This is a genomic window from Mycobacterium sp. SMC-8 (assembly GCF_025263565.1).
In the GTDB taxonomy this organism is placed as follows: domain Bacteria; phylum Actinomycetota; class Actinomycetes; order Mycobacteriales; family Mycobacteriaceae; genus Mycobacterium.
Genome location: NZ_CP079865.1, coordinates 605,676 through 622,137 on the forward strand (window position 1 = coordinate 605,676; position 16,462 = coordinate 622,137).

18 protein-coding genes are annotated in these 16,462 nt (G+C 66.2%); 13 read left to right on the forward strand and 5 right to left on the reverse strand.

Features of this window, described 5'->3' with window-relative positions:
- Nucleotides 1-91: 91 nt before the first annotated feature.
- From KXD97_RS03060 to KXD97_RS03100, 9 genes are all read left to right on the forward strand, one after another.
- Nucleotides 92-688, forward strand: a complete 597-nt coding sequence (locus KXD97_RS03060; protein WP_260755405.1) for a TetR/AcrR family transcriptional regulator — start codon at nucleotides 92-94, stop codon at nucleotides 686-688.
- Complete coding sequence (locus KXD97_RS03065) at nucleotides 685-1,893, forward strand: cytochrome P450 (RefSeq protein ID WP_260755406.1); 1,209 nt, start codon at nucleotides 685-687, stop codon at nucleotides 1,891-1,893. The genes KXD97_RS03060 and KXD97_RS03065 overlap by 4 nt, the downstream gene beginning before the upstream one ends.
- Nucleotides 1,893-2,756 (forward strand): SDR family oxidoreductase, encoded by an 864-nt coding sequence (locus tag KXD97_RS03070; RefSeq protein WP_260755407.1) that lies wholly within the window; start codon nucleotides 1,893-1,895, stop codon nucleotides 2,754-2,756. Before KXD97_RS03065 ends, KXD97_RS03070 begins: the two co-directional genes overlap by 1 nt.
- Nucleotides 2,753-4,111 (forward strand): cytochrome P450, encoded by a 1,359-nt coding sequence (locus KXD97_RS03075; protein ID WP_260755408.1) that lies wholly within the window; start codon nucleotides 2,753-2,755, stop codon nucleotides 4,109-4,111. The genes KXD97_RS03070 and KXD97_RS03075 overlap by 4 nt, the downstream gene beginning before the upstream one ends.
- A 14-nt stretch (nucleotides 4,112-4,125) precedes the next feature.
- Nucleotides 4,126-4,332 (forward strand): ferredoxin, encoded by a 207-nt coding sequence (locus KXD97_RS03080; protein WP_260755409.1) that lies wholly within the window; start codon nucleotides 4,126-4,128, stop codon nucleotides 4,330-4,332.
- A gap of 2 nt (nucleotides 4,333-4,334) precedes the next feature.
- Nucleotides 4,335-4,874 (forward strand): nuclear transport factor 2 family protein, encoded by a 540-nt coding sequence (locus KXD97_RS03085; protein WP_260755410.1) that lies wholly within the window; start codon nucleotides 4,335-4,337, stop codon nucleotides 4,872-4,874.
- A 92-nt stretch (nucleotides 4,875-4,966) separates the two neighbouring features.
- Nucleotides 4,967-6,100 (forward strand): NDMA-dependent alcohol dehydrogenase, encoded by a 1,134-nt coding sequence (locus KXD97_RS03090; RefSeq protein WP_260755411.1) that lies wholly within the window; start codon nucleotides 4,967-4,969, stop codon nucleotides 6,098-6,100.
- 38 nt (nucleotides 6,101-6,138) lie between these two features.
- Complete coding sequence (locus tag KXD97_RS03095) at nucleotides 6,139-6,570, forward strand: nuclear transport factor 2 family protein (RefSeq protein ID WP_260755412.1); 432 nt, start codon at nucleotides 6,139-6,141, stop codon at nucleotides 6,568-6,570.
- Between the two features lie 28 nt (nucleotides 6,571-6,598).
- Nucleotides 6,599-7,420: an SDR family NAD(P)-dependent oxidoreductase gene (locus KXD97_RS03100; RefSeq protein ID WP_260755413.1), complete on the forward strand. Its 822-nt coding sequence runs from the start codon at nucleotides 6,599-6,601 to the stop codon at nucleotides 7,418-7,420.
- 53 nt (nucleotides 7,421-7,473) lie between these two features.
- Here the strand turns inward: KXD97_RS03100 and KXD97_RS03105 are convergent, their stop codons facing one another.
- Nucleotides 7,474-8,313, reverse strand: a complete 840-nt coding sequence (locus tag KXD97_RS03105; protein WP_260755414.1) for a mycofactocin-coupled SDR family oxidoreductase — start codon at nucleotides 8,311-8,313, stop codon at nucleotides 7,474-7,476.
- 74 nt (nucleotides 8,314-8,387) lie between these two features.
- Nucleotides 8,388-8,978, reverse strand: coding sequence for a TetR/AcrR family transcriptional regulator (locus KXD97_RS03110; RefSeq protein WP_260755415.1), 591 nt, complete (start codon nucleotides 8,976-8,978; stop codon nucleotides 8,388-8,390).
- 112 nt (nucleotides 8,979-9,090) lie between these two features.
- Here KXD97_RS03110 and KXD97_RS03115 point away from each other — a divergent pair, with 112 nt between their 5' ends.
- Nucleotides 9,091-10,383: a cytochrome P450 gene (locus KXD97_RS03115; protein ID WP_260755416.1), complete on the forward strand. Its 1,293-nt coding sequence runs from the start codon at nucleotides 9,091-9,093 to the stop codon at nucleotides 10,381-10,383.
- Nucleotides 10,380-11,138 carry an SDR family NAD(P)-dependent oxidoreductase gene (locus tag KXD97_RS03120; RefSeq protein ID WP_260755417.1) on the forward strand — a complete coding sequence of 253 codons (759 nt, stop codon included), beginning with the start codon at nucleotides 10,380-10,382 and terminating at the stop codon, nucleotides 11,136-11,138. Before KXD97_RS03115 ends, KXD97_RS03120 begins: the two co-directional genes overlap by 4 nt.
- Here the strand turns inward: KXD97_RS03120 and KXD97_RS03125 are convergent.
- Nucleotides 11,124-12,773, reverse strand: coding sequence for a long-chain-fatty-acid--CoA ligase (locus tag KXD97_RS03125; protein ID WP_260755418.1), 1,650 nt, complete (start codon nucleotides 12,771-12,773; stop codon nucleotides 11,124-11,126). The two genes, KXD97_RS03120 and KXD97_RS03125, sit on opposite strands and share 15 nt — an antisense overlap.
- Before the next feature lie 87 nt (nucleotides 12,774-12,860).
- Between KXD97_RS03125 and KXD97_RS03130 the strand changes: the two genes are divergently transcribed.
- Complete coding sequence (locus KXD97_RS03130) at nucleotides 12,861-13,265, forward strand: HIT family protein (protein WP_260755419.1); 405 nt, start codon at nucleotides 12,861-12,863, stop codon at nucleotides 13,263-13,265.
- On the opposite strand, the gene KXD97_RS03135 is transcribed toward KXD97_RS03130, so the two are convergent.
- Together KXD97_RS03135 and KXD97_RS03140 are read right to left on the reverse strand one after the other, a co-directional pair.
- The gene (locus KXD97_RS03135) at nucleotides 13,248-14,714 is read right to left on the reverse strand and encodes a cell wall metabolism sensor histidine kinase WalK (protein WP_260755420.1); all 1,467 of its coding nucleotides are present in this window, start codon (nucleotides 14,712-14,714) and stop codon (nucleotides 13,248-13,250) included. The two genes, KXD97_RS03130 and KXD97_RS03135, sit on opposite strands and share 18 nt — an antisense overlap.
- Before the next feature lie 153 nt (nucleotides 14,715-14,867).
- Complete coding sequence (locus tag KXD97_RS03140; protein WP_260755421.1) at nucleotides 14,868-15,584, reverse strand: response regulator transcription factor; 717 nt, start codon at nucleotides 15,582-15,584, stop codon at nucleotides 14,868-14,870.
- Nucleotides 15,585-15,679: 95 nt separating this feature from the next.
- Here KXD97_RS03140 and KXD97_RS03145 point away from each other — a divergent pair, with 95 nt between their 5' ends.
- A complete protein-coding gene (locus KXD97_RS03145) occupies nucleotides 15,680-16,414 on the forward strand; it encodes a hypothetical protein (RefSeq protein ID WP_260755422.1) in 735 nt (244 codons plus the stop codon).
- Nucleotides 16,415-16,462 lie beyond the last annotated feature (48 nt).

Below are 16,462 nucleotides of genomic sequence, written 5' to 3' on the forward strand. Positions count from 1 at the left end.
TCGGCGGCCGGCACTTCCAGCAGAGGCGGTATGCGCTGGCATTTTTGTTCGCCGCTTGCCTCATGCATGTGCGGTCGGATAGCTTGGACAGGTGTCCAGTGATGCTGTTGCCGCGCTCACAGATGGCTCGACGCATCCGCCACGCAACCGTCGACAGGAAGAGACCTTCCGTAAGGTGCTGGCCGCCGGTCTGGAGATGCTGCGCGAGTCCTCTTATGCCGACCTGACGGTGCGCGCGGTGGCGGCTCGGGCCAAGGTGGCGCCGGCCACCGCCTATACGTACTTCTCGTCGAAGAATCATCTGATCGCCGAGATCTACCTCGATCTCATCCGCCAGGTCGACTACTTCACCGACGTCAACGACAGCACCGTCACGCGCGTCGAGAAGACGCTGCGCACCATGGCCCTCATGGTCGCCGACGAACCCGAGGTGGCGGCGGCCTGCACCACAGCGCTGCTCTCTGGCAACGACGCCGCCGTCCGTGCGGTCCGCGAGCGTATCGGCGCCGAGATCCACCGCCGAATCCGCGCCGCGGTCGGCCCGGATCCGGACCATCGCACGCTGGCCGCGTTGGAGATGACGTTCTTCGGCGCCCTCGTCAACGCCGGCAGCGGCGCCTTCACCTATCACCAGATCGCCGACCGGCTGAGCTACGTGGTCGGCCTCATAGTCGGAGAGGACCGTTGACAGTCAGCGAGGTACGGCTCGACCCGTACGACTACGACTTCCATGAGGACCCCTACCCGTACTACAGGCGGCTGCGCGACGAAGCCCCGTTGTACCGCAACGAGGAACTCGGGTTCTGGGCACTGTCCCGCCACGCGGACGTGCTGAAGGGTTTCCGCAACAGCACCACGCTGTCCAACAAGTTCGGCGTCTCACTGGATCCGGCGTCGCGCGGGCCGCATGCGTCGAAGACCATGTCCTTCCTGGCCATGGATGATCCCGACCACCTGCGGCTACGCACGCTGGTCTCGAAGGGCTTCACCCCGCGGCGCATCCGCGAACTCGAACCGCGCGTCACCGAGATCGCGGTAGCGCATCTGGACAGCATGCTGGAGATCGCGAGAACCGGTGTCACCGTAGATTACGTGGATGAATTCGCCGGCAAGCTCCCGATGGATGTGATCTCCGAATTGATGGGAGTACCCGAAGCCGACCGCGTCCAGGTGCGGGCGTGGGCGGATGCGGTGATGCACCGTGAGGAGGGCGTCACCGATGTGCCCGACTCGGCCATCGAGGCGTCGCTGAACCTGATCGTGTACTACCAGGAGATGGTGGCCGAGCGCCGCAAGAAGCTTACCGACGATCTGACGTCGGCTCTGCTGGAGGCCGAGATCGACGGGGACCGGCTCACCGACGACGAGATCATCGGCTTCATGTTCCTGATGGTGATCGCCGGCAACGAGACCACCACGAAACTACTTGCCAATGCCGCTTTTTGGGGACATCGGAATCCCGACCAGCTGGCACCGGTCTACGACGACTTGGAGCGGGTGCCGCTGTGGGTCGAGGAGACGCTGCGCTATGACACGTCGAGCCAGATCCTGGCCCGCACCGTGTCGGGTGAGCTGACGCTCTACGACACCAGGATCCCCGACGGCGACGTGCTGTTGCTCCTGCCCGGTTCGGCGCACCGCGACGAGCGGGTGTTCGAGAACCCCGATGACTACCTCATCGGGCGTGAGATCGGCTCCAAGCTCATGAGTTTCGGCAGTGGCGCACACTTCTGCCTCGGCGCGCATCTGGCGCGCATGGAGGCACGGGTGGCACTGGCCGAGTTGTTCAAGCGAATCCGCGGGTATGAAGTCGACGAGGCCAACGCCGTCCGAGTCCACTCCAGCAATGTCCGCGGGTTCGCTCACCTTCCGATTCATGTGGAGATTCGCTGATGCCTCGTTTTGATCCTCTGCCCGACCGGCGTCCAGCGCTGGTCGCCGGCGCTTCGTCCGGAATCGGGGAAGCCACCGCGATCGAGCTTGCCTCGCGGGGATTTCCGGTGGCGCTCGGGGCACGCCGTGTCGAGAAATGCCAGGAGACGGTCGACAAGATCCGCGCCGACGGCGGTGAGGCGGTCGCCGTACATCTGGATGTCACCGATCCCGATTCGGTGAAGGCGTGTGTCGAACAGACCGTCTCCGAGCTCGGGGAGATCGAGATCCTGGTCGCGGGCGCCGGTGACACCTACTTCGGCAAGCTCGATTCGATCAGCACCGAACAGTTCGAGTCACAGATCCAGATCCACCTGATCGGCGCGAACCGGGTTGCCACCGCAGTACTCCCCGGCATGCTCGAACGCCGGCGCGGCGACCTGATCTTCGTCGGATCCGATGTGGCGCTGCGGCAACGGCCGCACATGGGCGCCTACGGCGCCGCCAAGGCGGGGCTGGTCGCGATGGTCACCAACTACCAGATGGAACTCGAGGGCACCGGCGTCCGCGCGTCGATCGTGCACCCCGGCCCGACCAAGACCTCCATGGGCTGGAGTCTGCCGGCAGAACTGATCGGGCCGGCCCTGGAGGACTGGGCCAAGTGGGGGCAGGCCCGCCACGACTACTTCCTGCGCGCCGCCGATCTGGCCCGCGCCATCACGTTCGTCGCCGAGACCCCGCGCGGCGGCTTCATCGCGAGCATGGAGCTGCAGCCCGAAGCTCCGCTCGCATCGGTCAAGGACCGTCAGCAACTGAAAGTCGATGAGGAGTCGCTTCCTGGGAGCAGGAGCGAAGCGACCCGAGGGAGGGATTTGAAATCATGACGGCTCTTACAGAGGTACAGCGGGTCTCCGGCGGGGAAGAGGAGCACGGCCACCTCGAAGAGTTCCGCACCGACCCGATCGGTTTGATGAAGCGCATTCGAGAGGAGTGCGGGGACGTCGGCTGGTTCCAGCTGGCCGGCAAACAGGTGGTGCTGCTCTCGGGTGCCGAAGCCAACGAGTTCTTTTTCCGGTCCAGCGACAGCGAACTCAACCAGGCCGAGGCCTACCCGTTCATGACGCCGATCTTCGGCGAAGGCGTGGTGTTCGACGCCGACCCGGAGCGCCGGGCCGAGATGCTGCACAACACCGCGTTGCGCGGCGAGCAGATGAAAGGCCATGCCGCGACGATCGAGGCGGAGGTCCGCAAGATGATCGCCGACTGGGGCGACGAAGGCGAGATCGAGCTGCTGGACTTCTTCTCCGAGCTGACGATCTACACCTCGACGGCGTGTCTGATCGGGCTGAAGTTCCGCGATCAGCTGGACTCACGGTTCGCCAACTACTACCACCTCCTCGAGCGCGGCACCGACCCGCTCTGCTACGTCGACCCGTATCTGCCGATCGAGAGCTTCCGCATCCGCGACGAGGCGCGGGCCAGTCTGGTCGAACTGGTGCAGGAGGTCATGCACGGCCGAATCGCCACCCCGCCCAAGGACAAGAGCGATCGCGACCTGCTCGACGTGCTGGTCTCGATCAAGGATGAGGACGGCAACCCGCGCTTCTCGGCCAACGAGGTCACCGGCATGTTCATCTCGCTGATGTTCGCCGGTCACCACACCAGCTCGGGCACGTCGTCGTGGACGCTGATCGAGCTGCTCCGGAATCCGGAGTTCTACGCCAAAGTCCAGCAGGAACTCGACGATCTCTATGCCGACGGGCAGGAGGTGAGCTTCCATGCGCTGCGCCAGATCCCGAATCTGGACAACGCGTTGAAGGAGACGCTGCGGCTGCACCCGCCGCTGATCATCCTGATGAGGGTGGCCCAGGACGAGTTCGAGGTCGCCGGATATCCGATCCACAAGGGCCAGATGGTGGCGGCCTCCCCCGCCATCTCCAACCGGATCCCCGAGGATTTCCCCGACCCCGACGCCTTCGACCCCGACCGCTACGACAAGCCGCGACAAGAGGACCTCATCAACCGCTGGACCTGGATTCCGTTCGGCGCAGGCAAGCACCGCTGCGTCGGTGCGGCGTTCGCGCAGATGCAGATCAAGGCGATCTTCTCGGTGCTGTTGCGCGAGTACGAGTTCGAGATGTCGCAGCCGCCCGAGAGCTATCAGAACGACCACTCGAAGATGGTCGTGCAATTGGCGCGACCGGCGAAGGTCAAATACCGCAAGCGAGCCAAGAACTGACGGAGTCTGTCGAGATGGGTTGCTACCGAGTGGAACTCGACGAGGACCTGTGCCAGGGCCACGCCATGTGCGAGCTGGAGGCACCCGATGTGTTCAGGGTGCCCAAGCGCGGCGTGGTCGAGATCCTCGACCATGAGCCCCCCGACGAACTTCGCGAGGCCGTCGAACTTGCTGTCGACATGTGTCCCACCAGGGCACTTTCCATCACAGAGAAGGAGTGAATGTGGCGTCACGGGAGCAACTTGAGGACTGGGTAGAGCGCTGGCTCAAGGCCAATCAGGAGGCCGAGGCGGCCGGTGACTGGAAGCCGTTGGCGGACTTCTACACCGACGACGCCACCTACGGCTGGAACATCGGGCCCAAGGAAGACGTCATGTGCGTGAACAGGGACGAAATCCGCGACGTCGCGCTGGGCCTGGAGATGGAGGGCCTGGAGAACTGGGTCTACGAGTACCAGAAGGTCCTCATCGACGAGAAGCAGAACGAGATCGTCGGCTTCTGGAAGCAGATCGCCAACAAGAGCGACGGCACCCGCGATGAGATCTACGGCATCGGCGGCAGCTGGTTCCGTCTCAACGACCAACTGCTGATCGAATGGCAACGTGACTTCTTCGACTTCGGCCACGTGCAGAAGGCGTTCCTGAAGCTGATCGAGTCCGGGGACCTCACCCCGACCATGCAGAAGCGCATCGAGCGCTCGCTGGCCGGCGAGAAACTGCCGGGTTACTACCCGATCGGCGAGGCCCCGGCTCCCATCTGGTGAGGACACCACCAAGCAGTTGCTTGGGGGGCCTGTGATGTGGCTAACTAGAGCCTCTAGTCTGGAACTAGGGGCTCTAGTCGAAAGCAGGAGAAATGAAGACCAAAGGCGCTCTGATCTGGGAATTCAACCAGCCGTGGTCGATCGAGGAGATCGAGATCGGCGACCCCGTCAAGGACGAGGTGAAGATCCAGATGGAAGCCTCGGGCATGTGCCATTCCGACCATCACCTGGTCACCGGCGACATCCCGATGGCAGGTTTCCCGGTGCTGGGCGGCCACGAGGGCGCCGGCATCGTGACCGAGGTGGGCCCCGGCGTCGAAGGCCTCGAGCCCGGTGACCACGTCGTGCTGTCCTTCATCCCGTCGTGTGGCGCGTGCCCGTCGTGTCAGTCGGGTCTGCGCAACCTCTGCGACCTCGGAGCGATGCTGCTCCAGGGCACTGCGGTCTCCGACAACACCCACCGCATCCACGCAGCCAAGGACGGCACGCCGGTCATCCCGATGACCCTGCTGGGCACCTTCAGCCCGTACATGGTCGTGCACAAGAGCTCGGTCGTGAAGATCGACCCGTCCATCCCGTTCGAGGTCGCCTGCCTCGTCGGCTGCGGCGTCACCACCGGCTACGGCTCCGCGGTCCGCAGCGCCAACGTCCGGCCCGGCGACGACGTCGTCATCGCCGGCATCGGCGGCGTCGGCATGGGCGCACTGCAGGGCGCGCTGAACGCCGGCGCGCGCAACATCTTTGCGATCGACCCGGTGGAGTGGAAGCGCGACCAGGCGCTCAAGTTCGGCGCCACCCACGCCTACCCCGACATCGCCAGCGCGATGATGGGCGTCGCCGAGATCACCGCGGGCCGGATGGCGGCCAAGACCATCATCACCACCGGTGAGCTCCACGGCGAAGAAATCGACAACTACCTCAACATCACGTCCAAGGGCGGCACCTGCGTGGTCACCGCGGTGGCCAACATGGCCAGCTCCGATGTGACGCTGAACCTGTCGATGCTGACGCTGCTGCAGAAGAACCTGCAGGGCACCATCTTCGGTGGCGGCAACCCGCACCACGACATCCCCCAGCTGCTGTCGATGTACAAGGCGGGCCGGCTCAACCTCGACGACATGGTCACCCGGCAGTACAAGCTCGAGCAGATCAACGACGGCTACAAGGACATGCTCGAGGGCCGCAACATCCGCGGCGTCATCCGCTACACCGACGCCGACCGGTAACCCCAGAGCTCCCGCGAGGGTCTTGCTGAAGGAGTCACATGACAGAGACGGCCGAACTGACACCGGTGGTCGCAGCGTCGCGGAACTCGTGGCGCTGCGTGCAATCCGGCGACCGCGAAGGCTGGCTGGCCCTGATGTCCGACGACATCGTCATCGAGGACCCCATCGGGGAGGCTGTCACCAACCCCGACGGCACCGGGGTGCGCGGCAAGGACGCCGTTGCCGCGTTCTACGACGCCAACATCGGCCCGAACCAGCTGCGCGTCACCTGTGAGGAGACGTTCCCGTCCAGCAGTCCGACCGAGATCGCCTACATCCTCGTGTTGGAGACGACCTTCCCGAACGGGTTCGTGGCCACCGTACGCGGTGTGTTCACCTACCGCGTCGACGACGCCGGCCTCATCACCAACCTGCGCGGTTACTGGAACATGGACGCGATGAGCTTCTCGCAGAAGGAAAGCGCGGATTAGCGGACTGTTGTCCGGCCGCGGAGCCGTCGTGGTCGGCGGCACACGCGGGATCGGCCTGGCCGTCGCCGAACTATTGGCCGCTCTCGACGCCGGGGTGGTGGTCAACGGCCGCGACGACGTCGCAGCGCACGAAGCGGCCGAACGTGTTCCGGGTGCGGTCGCCCACCCGGGCTCACCCGCCGATCCGGCGGTCGCCGACGCGCTGATCGGCACCTGCGTCCGCGAGTTCGGGTCGATCGACATCCTGGTCAACTGCGCCGGCACCGCCGAACCCGCCGGCTCGTCGATCCTCAACGTGACCACCGAGCAGTTCCAGAGCCTGGTGGATGCCCATCTGGGCACCGTCTTCCAGACCTGCCGCGCGGCCGCCCCGCGGATGGTGCAGCAGGGCTCCGGCGCGATCGTGAACACGAGTTCGTTCGCGTTCTTGGGCGACTACGGCGGCACCGGATACCCCGCAGGCAAGGGGGCGGTCAACAGCCTGACGCTGTCGATCGCGGCCGAACTGAAGGAGTACGGGGTGCGCGCCAACGTCGTGTGTCCGGGCGCAAAGACCCGGCTGTCCACCGGGTCGGACTACCAAGCGCATATCGCCGAACTCAACCGCCGCGGCCTGCTCGATGATGTCAGCTACCAGGGCGCCCTCGACGCCGCGCCGCCGGAGTATGCCGCACCGACCTACTGCTACCTGGTCAGCGACCTCGCCAAGGACATCACCGGACAGATCTTCGTGGCCGCAGGCGGATTCGTCGGCCGCTTCGATCGGCAGCCCCCCGCGATCGTGGCCTACCGCGGCCACGAGAACGAGCCACCGTGGACGGTCGAGGAGATCGCAGCCCGGGTCAACTGATCACGGCACCTGCGGTCTGATCTCCTCGTTCACCGACCGAGTTGCACGCCCGACTACTTGAGCATGCTGCCGGCGTCCACGGTGACCGGGAGGCCCGTGATGTACCGCGCCTCGTCAGAGGCCAGGAACAACACGGCATTGCTGATGTCCACCGGCTCGACCCAACCAACCGGCAGGACGTGCATGAACTGGGCGGCGACCGCCATATCGTCGGGCCCCGGATTCTCCAGGTCCGGCCGGAAGAGCTTCATCGTGCCCTCGTTCATGAACAGCGGGGTGTTCACATTGGTCGGGCAGACGGCGTTGACCCGGATCGAGTGCTGGCCCAGCTCGACGGCGAAGGTGCGCATCAACCCGATCACGCCGTGCTTGGCGGCGATGTAGTGACCTGTGTGCGCGTACGGCTTGAGGCCGCCAACCGAGCTGGTGAGGATGATCGATCCGCCGCGGCCGCCAGAAAGAAGATGCGGCACAGCGGCCTTCACCGACTTCCAGACGCCCGACAGATTGACGTCGATCATGTCGTTCCAGTCATCTTCGCTGGTGTGGTCCAGCGTCTGCCCACCGTTGCCGATGCCCGCGTTGGCCACCACGATGTCGAGCCGGCCCAGCTGCTCCACCCCGGAGTCCACCGCCGCCTTCACCGCGGCGTAGTCACGCACGTCCACCTCGGCGGAGACGACCCGGCGACCGGTCCCCTTGACCAGATCGACGGTCTGGGCCAGGTCATCGGGTGTCGCCGGCGGGATCTCGGTGTTGCTGCTGATCGCTGCACAGACGTCGATCGCGATGATGTCGGCGCCCTCTTCGGCCAGCCGCACCGCATGACTACGGCCCTGACCGCGCGCCGCGCCCGTGATGAACGCGACCTTGCCCTCCACCCGACCACCCATGTGCCACCTCAATTCCAGCCCGATAGTCGATGTTTGTCGATCGATCAGGAGCGTGACACCGATCGCGGGACCTGTCAACCACCCGGCGCGGGGGCCAGTGACTTGAGCTGGCGGTCGACGTAGGCGCGCATCTCGTCGTGGCCGAGCGTGACCCCGACCGCACTCTCGTTACACAGGCTCCGGGCGATCTGGGCGATCAGCATCGAGACCACCACCGGTGGATGTTGCTGCAGGTCAACACCGTTGGCGCGCAGCGCGACCGTGACGGCGGCAGTCTCGATGTCACGCACCCGCTCGGCGTAGGCACGCAATTCGACCCGAATCGCCTTGCGGTGGTTGGCCAGCGCCATGAACTCGGTGTTCAGCGCGGTCCTGCTGGCGTCGCTGTTGATCAGCCACAGTGCGCGCAGCGGATCATTGTTGGCCAAGGCGGCGCGCATGTGTTCCAGCGAGCTCTCCGCGCCCGCTCGCAGTACCTCGACATACAGGTCGTCCATGGTCGGGAAGTAGTAGTAGACCAGCGCCTGTTTGACGCCGGCCTCGGCGGCCACCCGGCGCGAGGTCGCTGCGGCATATCCCTCGTCGCGCATGATCTTTGCCGTCGCCTCGATCAAGCGCGCCCGTGCGCTGACGTCCCCGCCGCGGGCCTTGGCTGCAGCCGGCATCAGCGGGCTCTCGCACACGCGCCGCTTGACCGTGTGTCGAGCACCGTGGTAAGCATGGCGCATTCTAGCAGTCTGATCGATCGATCAGGCAAGCGAAAGGACGGCTGCCCAAATGACCGACCTCGCATCGGCGGACTTCTTCTCCGACTACGCGCTCAGCCAGGACCCCTATGCCTACTGGGATCATCTGCGCGAGCAGAATCCGGTCTACCGCGAACCGCACTACGGCGTCGTCGCCGTCACCGGTTACCAGGAAGTGCTGGCAGCGTTCAAGGACCACGGCTCGTTCTCCGCGGTCAACGCGATCGGCGGACCGTTCCCGCCGCTGCCGTTCACCCCCGAGGGTGACGACATCACCGAGCAGATCGAGGCACACCGCCACCTGTTCCCGATCCACGAGCACATGGTGGTGATGGACCCGCCCGCCCACGAGCGGGCCCGATCGTTGCTCAACAAGTTGCTCACGCCGCGGCGCCTCAAGGAGAACGAGGACTACATGTGGCGTCTGGTCGACAGCCAGATCGACCGCGTGATGGACCCGGATTCCGCCCAGGGACGCTGTGAGTTCCTGTCCGAGTACGCCAAACCCTTTGCCACGTCGGCGATCATCGACCTGCTCGGTGTCCCGGAGGAGGACCGGCCGGAGTTCCTGGCCGCGCTGGGTGCCGAGCAGCCGGACGGGGCAAGGGTGGGCGCCCTGGACGGGGAGCCGGTGGGATCGGATCCGCTGCAGTATCTTGACGACAAGTTCGCGGGGTACCTCGCCGAGCGTCGCCGCGAGCCACGCGGGGACGTGTTGTCGGGCATGGCGACGGCGGTGTACCCGGACGGTTCGATACCGGAGCTCATCGAGGTCGTCAAGCCGGCCACGTTCCTGTTCGCCGCGGGGCAGGAGACCGTGACCAAACTGCTCAGCGCAGCCGTCAAGACACTGGCCGAACAGCCGGAGTACCAACAAACTCTGCGCCGGCACCCGGACCGCATACCGACGTTCATCGAAGAGTCGCTGCGGATGCACTCTCCGACCAAGGTCGACTTCCGGCTGGTCCGCAAGACCACCACGCTCGGCGGCGTGCATTTGAAGGCGGGCACGATCGTCATGCTGTGCCTCGGCGCGGCGAACCGCGACCCGCGCAAATTCGAGGATCCGCACAAGTTCCGCCCGGACCGCAAGAACGTTCGCGAGCACATCGCGTTCGGTCGTGGCATCCACACCTGCGCGGGCGCCCCGCTGGCCCGGGTCGAGGGACAGATCACCGTCCGCCGGTGGCTGGACCGCACCAGTGAGATCCACCTCGACGAATCGGCCCACGGGCCCGCCGGGGCGCATCACTTCGCCTACGATCCCACCTTCCTGCTGAGGGGGCTGACCGAGCTGCAGATCGAATTCACCGCTGCCCGATGACATCTCGACGGGTGCTCATCACCGGCGCGGGCCAAGGCATCGGACGCGGTCTTGCCCTCGCATTCGGCCGCGCCGGGGCCGAGGTGCTCGTCAACGACCTCCAACGGGAGCGCAGCGAACAGGTGGCCGGTGAGCTCCGCGCCGCGGGCGGCTCTGGTACGCCGGTCCCGTTCGACGTCTGCGACTACGCGTCGGTGACCGCCGCGATTGCCGAGGCCGGACCGGTGGACGTGCTGATCAACAACGCGGGCAACGCCGGCGCCGAAGGGTTCGGCGGCCGGGCCAGGTTCGCCGAGACACAGCCGGCCGACTGGGAGTCCTTTCTGCGCGTCAACCTCTACGGCGTCCTGCACTGTGCCCGGGCGGTCCTGCCGTCGATGATCGCGAACACGTGGGGCCGGATCCTCACGGTCGTCTCCGACGCCGGGCGCACCGGCGACCCCGGTGGCGCCGTCTACGGCGCCGCGAAGGCCGGGGCCGCCGGGCTCACCCGGTCGCTGGCGCTGGAGAACGGTCGGTTCAACATCACCGCCAACAACATCTCGCTCGGGACGATGCGGACCCCGATGACCGAACCGCTGCAGGCCGAGCCTGATTCGCCTCAGGCCAAGGAGATTCTGCGCAACTACGCCATCCGACGTCCGGGCGTTCCGGAGGACGTCACCGAGTTGGCGCTGCTGCTGGCGAGCGACCACGGGTCGTGGATCACCGGTCAGACCATCTGCGTCAACGGCGGGTACTCATTCGGGCTGTGACCGCTGACGATCGCGGTATTGCTCACGCAGTTTGACCTTGAGCACCTTGCCGGTCGCAGTGTGCGGCAGCTCGTCGACGAACACCACGTCGTCGGGCAGCCACCACTTCGCGACCTCACCGGACAGAAACTTCAGAACGTCATCACGAGTGGCGTTGTGGCCCTTGCGCAGTACCGCGATGAGTAGCGGCCGCTCCTGCCACTTGGGGTGCGGCACACCGATGACGGCCGCCTCGGCGATCGCGGGATGGCCCATCGCGGCGTTCTCCAGGTCGATCGAGCTGACCCACTCGCCGCCGGATTTGATGACGTCCTTGGTGCGGTCCACCAGTTGCAGATAACCGTCGGGGTCGATCGTCGCGACGTCACCGGTCGGGAAGAACCCCTCGGCGTCGAGCTTCTCACCGCCCTCACCCTTGAAGTAGCCGCTGGCGATCCACGGGCCGCGGACGAACACTTCACCGAAAGCCTTTCCGTCCCAGGGCAGGCGATTACCCGACTCGTCGACGATCTTGAGTTCCACCCCGAACACACCCCGGCCCTGCTTGAGCTTGACCTTGTGCTGCTCCTGGGCGCTCAGCGCGGCGTGCTTGGGCAGCAGCCGGCCGACCACGCAGATCGGACTGGTTTCGGTCATCCCCCACCCCTGACCGCCTTCGGCCCCGAGGTCGTCCTCGATGCGTTCCAGCATCGACTGCGACAGCGCCGATCCGCCGATCCCGGCCCACTCGAGTTTCAGTTCGCGCGGGTCGATCTCGGGATGCTCGTCGAGGTAGGAGAAGAACATCAGCCACACCGTCGGCACGCCCTGCATGATGGTGACTGCTTCGTCGCGCATCAGTCGGTACACGCTCTCGCCGTCCAGGTGCGGCCCGGGCAACACCAGCTTGGCGCCGACCATCGCCGCCGAGTACGGGGTGCCCCACGCGTTGGCGTGGAACATCGGGACGACGAGCAACAAGGTGGTCCCGCTGTTGATGTCGAAGGTGTCGCGCGACAACGACAGCATCGCGTGCAGCACCGTCGAACGATGGGAGTACAGAACACCTTTCGGGTTTCCGGTGGTGCCGGAGGTGTAGCACAGCGACGAGGCGGTGCGTTCGTCGAACTCCGGCCAGTCGTAGTGGGTGGACTGCTTGCCGACCAGCTCGTCCCAGCAGAGCACCCGCCCGGCGGGGATATGCGCAAGCTCGGGCATGTGGTCGCGGTCGGTCATCACCACGTATGTCTGGACAGTGGTCAGCTCGGCGGCCAACTTGTCGACCAGCGGCGCGAACGTGATGTCGAAGAACAACACCCGGTCCTCGGCGTGGTTGACGATGTAGACGATCTGCTCGGCGAACAGCCGCGGGTTGACGGTATGCATCACCGCACCGGATCCCGAGACACCGAAATACAGCGCGAGGTGACGGTCACTGTTCCACGCCAGCGTCGCCACGCGGTCACCCGCTTCGATGCCGAGCTCGCCGAGCGCGTTGGCGACCTGTTTCGAGCGCTCGTTGACGCCACGCCACGTGGTGCGCCGCACCGGCCCCTCCGGTAGCCGCGACACCACCTCGGTGTCACCGTGAAATGCCGCCGCGTGCTCGATCAGCGAGGAGATCATCAAAGGCCGGTCCTGCATCAATCCGAACATCTGGCCAGGCTAGAGCGGATCGGGTGCGCAGGGGCGCTTCTTCCGGCACTGTTGCGTGCCGAATCCGCCGACTGGAATGCTCGACGCATGGCGACCGTCTTCACCAAGATCATCAACCGCGAACTGCCCGGACGATTCGTCTACGAGGACGACGACATCGTGGCGTTCCTGACGATCCAGCCGATGACGCAGGGCCACACGCTGGTGGTGCCACGCGAGGAGATCGACAACTGGCAGGATGTCGAGCCGGCGAAGTTCGCCCGCGTGATGGAGGTGTCGCAGCTGATCGGCAAGGCGGTCTGCAAGGCGTTCGACACGGAACGCTCGGGGGTCATCATCGCGGGACTGGAGGTGCCGCACCTGCACGTGCACGTATTCCCGGCCCGCAACCTGTCGGACTTCGGCTTCGCCAACGTCGATCAGAACCCGTCGCCGGAGTCGCTGGACGAGGCTCAGGCCAAGATCAAGGCCGCGCTAGCCGACCTGCGCTGAACTGGCCGGCACCGCCGACTCGGCGTCAGGGCCGGCGTCAGCGAACCGCGGCAACGTCACCCGGAACCGCGAGCCCTGGCCCGGGGCGGTGGTCACGCTGACCCGGCCGCCGTGCGCATAGACCAGCGAGTCGACGATCGACAGCCCCAGACCGGTGCCGCCGCTGGCACGCGTCCGTGACGAGTCGGCGCGGTAGAAGCGTTCGAAAACGCGCTGAGCGTCCTCCGGGCGCATACCGGGACCCTCGTCGCAGACCTCCAGGACGGCGACGTCGCCCTCGGTTCCCACCCGCACCGTGACCGCCGCCGACTCAGGGGTGTGCTGCAGCGCGTTGGCAACCAGGTTGGACAGCACCTGACGGAGCCGCGGCTCGTCGCCGAGCACCTCGGGCGTGCCGGGGCCGTCGAACACCTCCATCCGGATGCTGCGCCTCGGTGCGATCGACTGCGCGTCGTGCACCGCGTCGGTGGCCAACGCCAGCAGGTCGACCCGATGCTGGTCGAGCGGGCGCTGCGCGTCGAGGCGCGCCAGCAGCAGCAGGTCCTCCACGAGCAGGCCCATGCGGCGTGACTCGCTCTCGATGCGGCTCATCAGCATCTCGACGTCGCGAGCGGCGCCCTGCCGGTACAGCTCGGCGAAGCCACGGATGGTCGTCAGCGGGGTGCGCAGTTCATGGCTGGCGTCGGTGATGAAACGCCGCATCCGCTCCTCGGAGCTACGCGCCTGCTCGGCAGAGGATTCCGAGGACGCCATCGCGCGCTGGATTTGAGCGAGCATCCCGTTGAGCGCCGACGACAATCGGCCCACCTCGGTGCGCGGATCGCGTTCGGGGACACGGCGATCCAGCTGGCCGGAGGCGATCGCCGCAGCGGTCTTCTCCACTTCGGACAGCGGGCGCAGGCTGCGGTGTACGACGGCGTAGCCGGCGATGCCGAGCACCAGCAGCACCGCTGTTCCGATGCCGAGCTGGGTGTAGACCAGCGACCGCATGGTGGACTTCACGTCGGACAGGTCGATGGCCACCGTGGTGAGCTCGCCGCGCAGACCACGCACCGTCATCGCGCGCCATTGCACATCGGAGTGGTCGACGGAGCCTACGGTGACCGGCACCGGTCCCACATCGTTGTCGGCGGGCAGCGCCGGTTCGTGATCGCGGTCATTGACGGCCATCCAGATGTGTCCGTCGGGATCGATGCCGCGGACGAAGAAGTCCGACGGCGGCCGTGCCGGGTTGGGATCCTCGACGGTGACGGTGGGAAGCCTACGCGGCACCTGCGCCCACCCGCGGGACGCGTCGAGCAGGGTGTCGTCGACGCGGTTCATCAAGCTGTGCTGCATGATCGTGGTCACCGCGATCCCTGAGGCCAGCAGACCGCACGCCACCAGCAGCAGTGTGGCGGCGACAAGGCCTACACGAAGCGGAATGCCTCTCCTGAACCGACCCGGCACACCACCATTGTTCAGGGTCGAGCGCCTAACGCCATCCACGGCTCTTCGCGCAAGCGCTCATCTCAACCCACGGCTCTTCCCGCAAGCGCTCATCTCAACCCACGGCTCTTCCCGCAAGCGCTCATCTCAACCCACGGCTCTTCGCGCAAGCGCTCATCGCGGTTCCCGGAGGACATAGCCCACACCCCTGAGCGTGTGCAGCAGGCGCTTGTCGCCGGTGTCGATCTTGCGACGCAGATAGGACACATAGGACTCCACGACGTTGACGTCGCCGCCGAAGTCATAGCGCCACACGTGGTCGAGAATCTTGGGCTTCGACAACACCGTGCCGGCGTTGATGATGAAGTAGCGCAGCAAGGTGAACTCGGTCGGCGACAGCGACACCGGTTCGCCGGCCTTCCATACCTCGTGGGTGTCCTCGTCGAGTTCGATGTCGGCGAACGTGAGCCGGGACGTGCGGGGCTCGTCGTGGCCGCGGCCGGACCGGCGCAGGATCACCCGCAGCCGGGCCACCACCTCTTCGAGGCTGAACGGTTTGGTCACGTAGTCGTCGCCGCCCAGGGTCAGACCTGCGATCTTGTCCTGAAGCGAGTCGCGCGCCGTCAGGAACAGCGCCGGGGCGTCGATGCCGTCGGCGCGCAGCCGTCGCAGCAGACCGAAACCGTCCATCCCCGGCATCATCACGTCGAGGATGATCGCGTCCGGATGCACTTCCCGCGCTTTGTCCAGGGCTGCGGGGCCGTTGGACGCGGTGTGCACCTCGAACCCTTGGAATTTCAGACTCACCGAGAGCAGTTCGACGATGTTCGCTTCGTCGTCGACCACCAGAACGCGAGCCTCTGGGACGTTCTCCGGTACCGGCATGGCCATAGCCCTCAACTGTCCACCGATTCGCTTGAAATGTACTGCCCGCTGGCTGTGCACTTCCTGTGAGTTTGTGCTTGCGCGGTCCATAGACTGGGCGGATGAACCTCGGCAAATCCCTGACGGATCTCGCGTTTACACCGGTGCGCGCAGGGCTGGCCGTCGCTGAAGCCGGCCTGGGCATGGCCAGCGGCGCGTTGGACATCGCCAACCGCACGCTCGGCGAGTCCAAGGACGGGGTCCGGCGGGAGCCGACGTCATTCGCGTCCATGCTCGGCGTGCAAGACGCCGTCGAGCGCGCCAACCGGCTGGCCCGGTTGATGGACGAGGACCAGCCGCTCGGCCGCGCGCTCGCCCCTGACGGCCCGATCGACCGGCTGTTGCGTCCCGGTGGGGTGGTGGACCGGCTCACCGCGCCGGGCGGCGCGCTCGACCGGCTGACTCAGGAGGAGGGCGGGCTGATGCACACCCTCGAACCGGGTGGGCTGGTGGACCAGCTGCTGGCCGAGGATGGCCTCATCGACCGGCTGCTGGCCGAGGACGGCGTCGCCGACAGGCTGTTCGCCGAGGGCGGAGTGGTCGACACGCTCACCGCGCGCAACGGCCCGCTGGAGCAGCTGGCCGCCGTCGCCGACACCCTCAACCGGCTCGCCCCCGGGCTGGAGGCACTCGAGCCGACGATCGAGGCGCTGCGCGAGGCCGTCATTGTGCTCAGCCAGGTGGTCAACCCCCTGAGTAACATCGCCGACCGCATCCCGCTGCCCGGGCGGCGCATGCGTCCCCGCCCGACATCGCGGCCGGTGACGTCGCAGCGGATTATCGAAGCCGAAGAGTGAGGTTCGTACGGGACGTGCCTTAACCTCGATCCGTGGACTTGAGTGATT

Coding starts and splice junctions, on each gene's coding strand:
- KXD97_RS03070 (WP_260755407.1), top strand. CDS start 1,893: ATGCCTCGTTTTGATCCTCTGCCCGACCGGCGTCCAGCGCTGGTCGCC.
- KXD97_RS03075 (WP_260755408.1), top strand. CDS start 2,753: ATGACGGCTCTTACAGAGGTACAGCGGGTCTCCGGCGGGGAAGAGGAG.
- KXD97_RS03080 (WP_260755409.1), top strand. CDS start 4,126: ATGGGTTGCTACCGAGTGGAACTCGACGAGGACCTGTGCCAGGGCCAC.
- KXD97_RS03090 (WP_260755411.1), top strand. CDS start 4,967: ATGAAGACCAAAGGCGCTCTGATCTGGGAATTCAACCAGCCGTGGTCG.
- KXD97_RS03095 (WP_260755412.1), top strand. CDS start 6,139: ATGACAGAGACGGCCGAACTGACACCGGTGGTCGCAGCGTCGCGGAAC.
- KXD97_RS03105 (WP_260755414.1), bottom strand. CDS start 8,313: ATGGGTGGTCGGGTGGAGGGCAAGGTCGCGTTCATCACGGGCGCGGCG.
- KXD97_RS03110 (WP_260755415.1), bottom strand. CDS start 8,978: ATGCCGGCTGCAGCCAAGGCCCGCGGCGGGGACGTCAGCGCACGGGCG.
- KXD97_RS03115 (WP_260755416.1), top strand. CDS start 9,091: ATGACCGACCTCGCATCGGCGGACTTCTTCTCCGACTACGCGCTCAGC.
- KXD97_RS03120 (WP_260755417.1), top strand. CDS start 10,380: ATGACATCTCGACGGGTGCTCATCACCGGCGCGGGCCAAGGCATCGGA.
- KXD97_RS03125 (WP_260755418.1), bottom strand. CDS start 12,773: ATGTTCGGATTGATGCAGGACCGGCCTTTGATGATCTCCTCGCTGATC.
- KXD97_RS03130 (WP_260755419.1), top strand. CDS start 12,861: ATGGCGACCGTCTTCACCAAGATCATCAACCGCGAACTGCCCGGACGA.
- KXD97_RS03140 (WP_260755421.1), bottom strand. CDS start 15,584: ATGGCCATGCCGGTACCGGAGAACGTCCCAGAGGCTCGCGTTCTGGTG.
- KXD97_RS03145 (WP_260755422.1), top strand. CDS start 15,680: ATGAACCTCGGCAAATCCCTGACGGATCTCGCGTTTACACCGGTGCGC.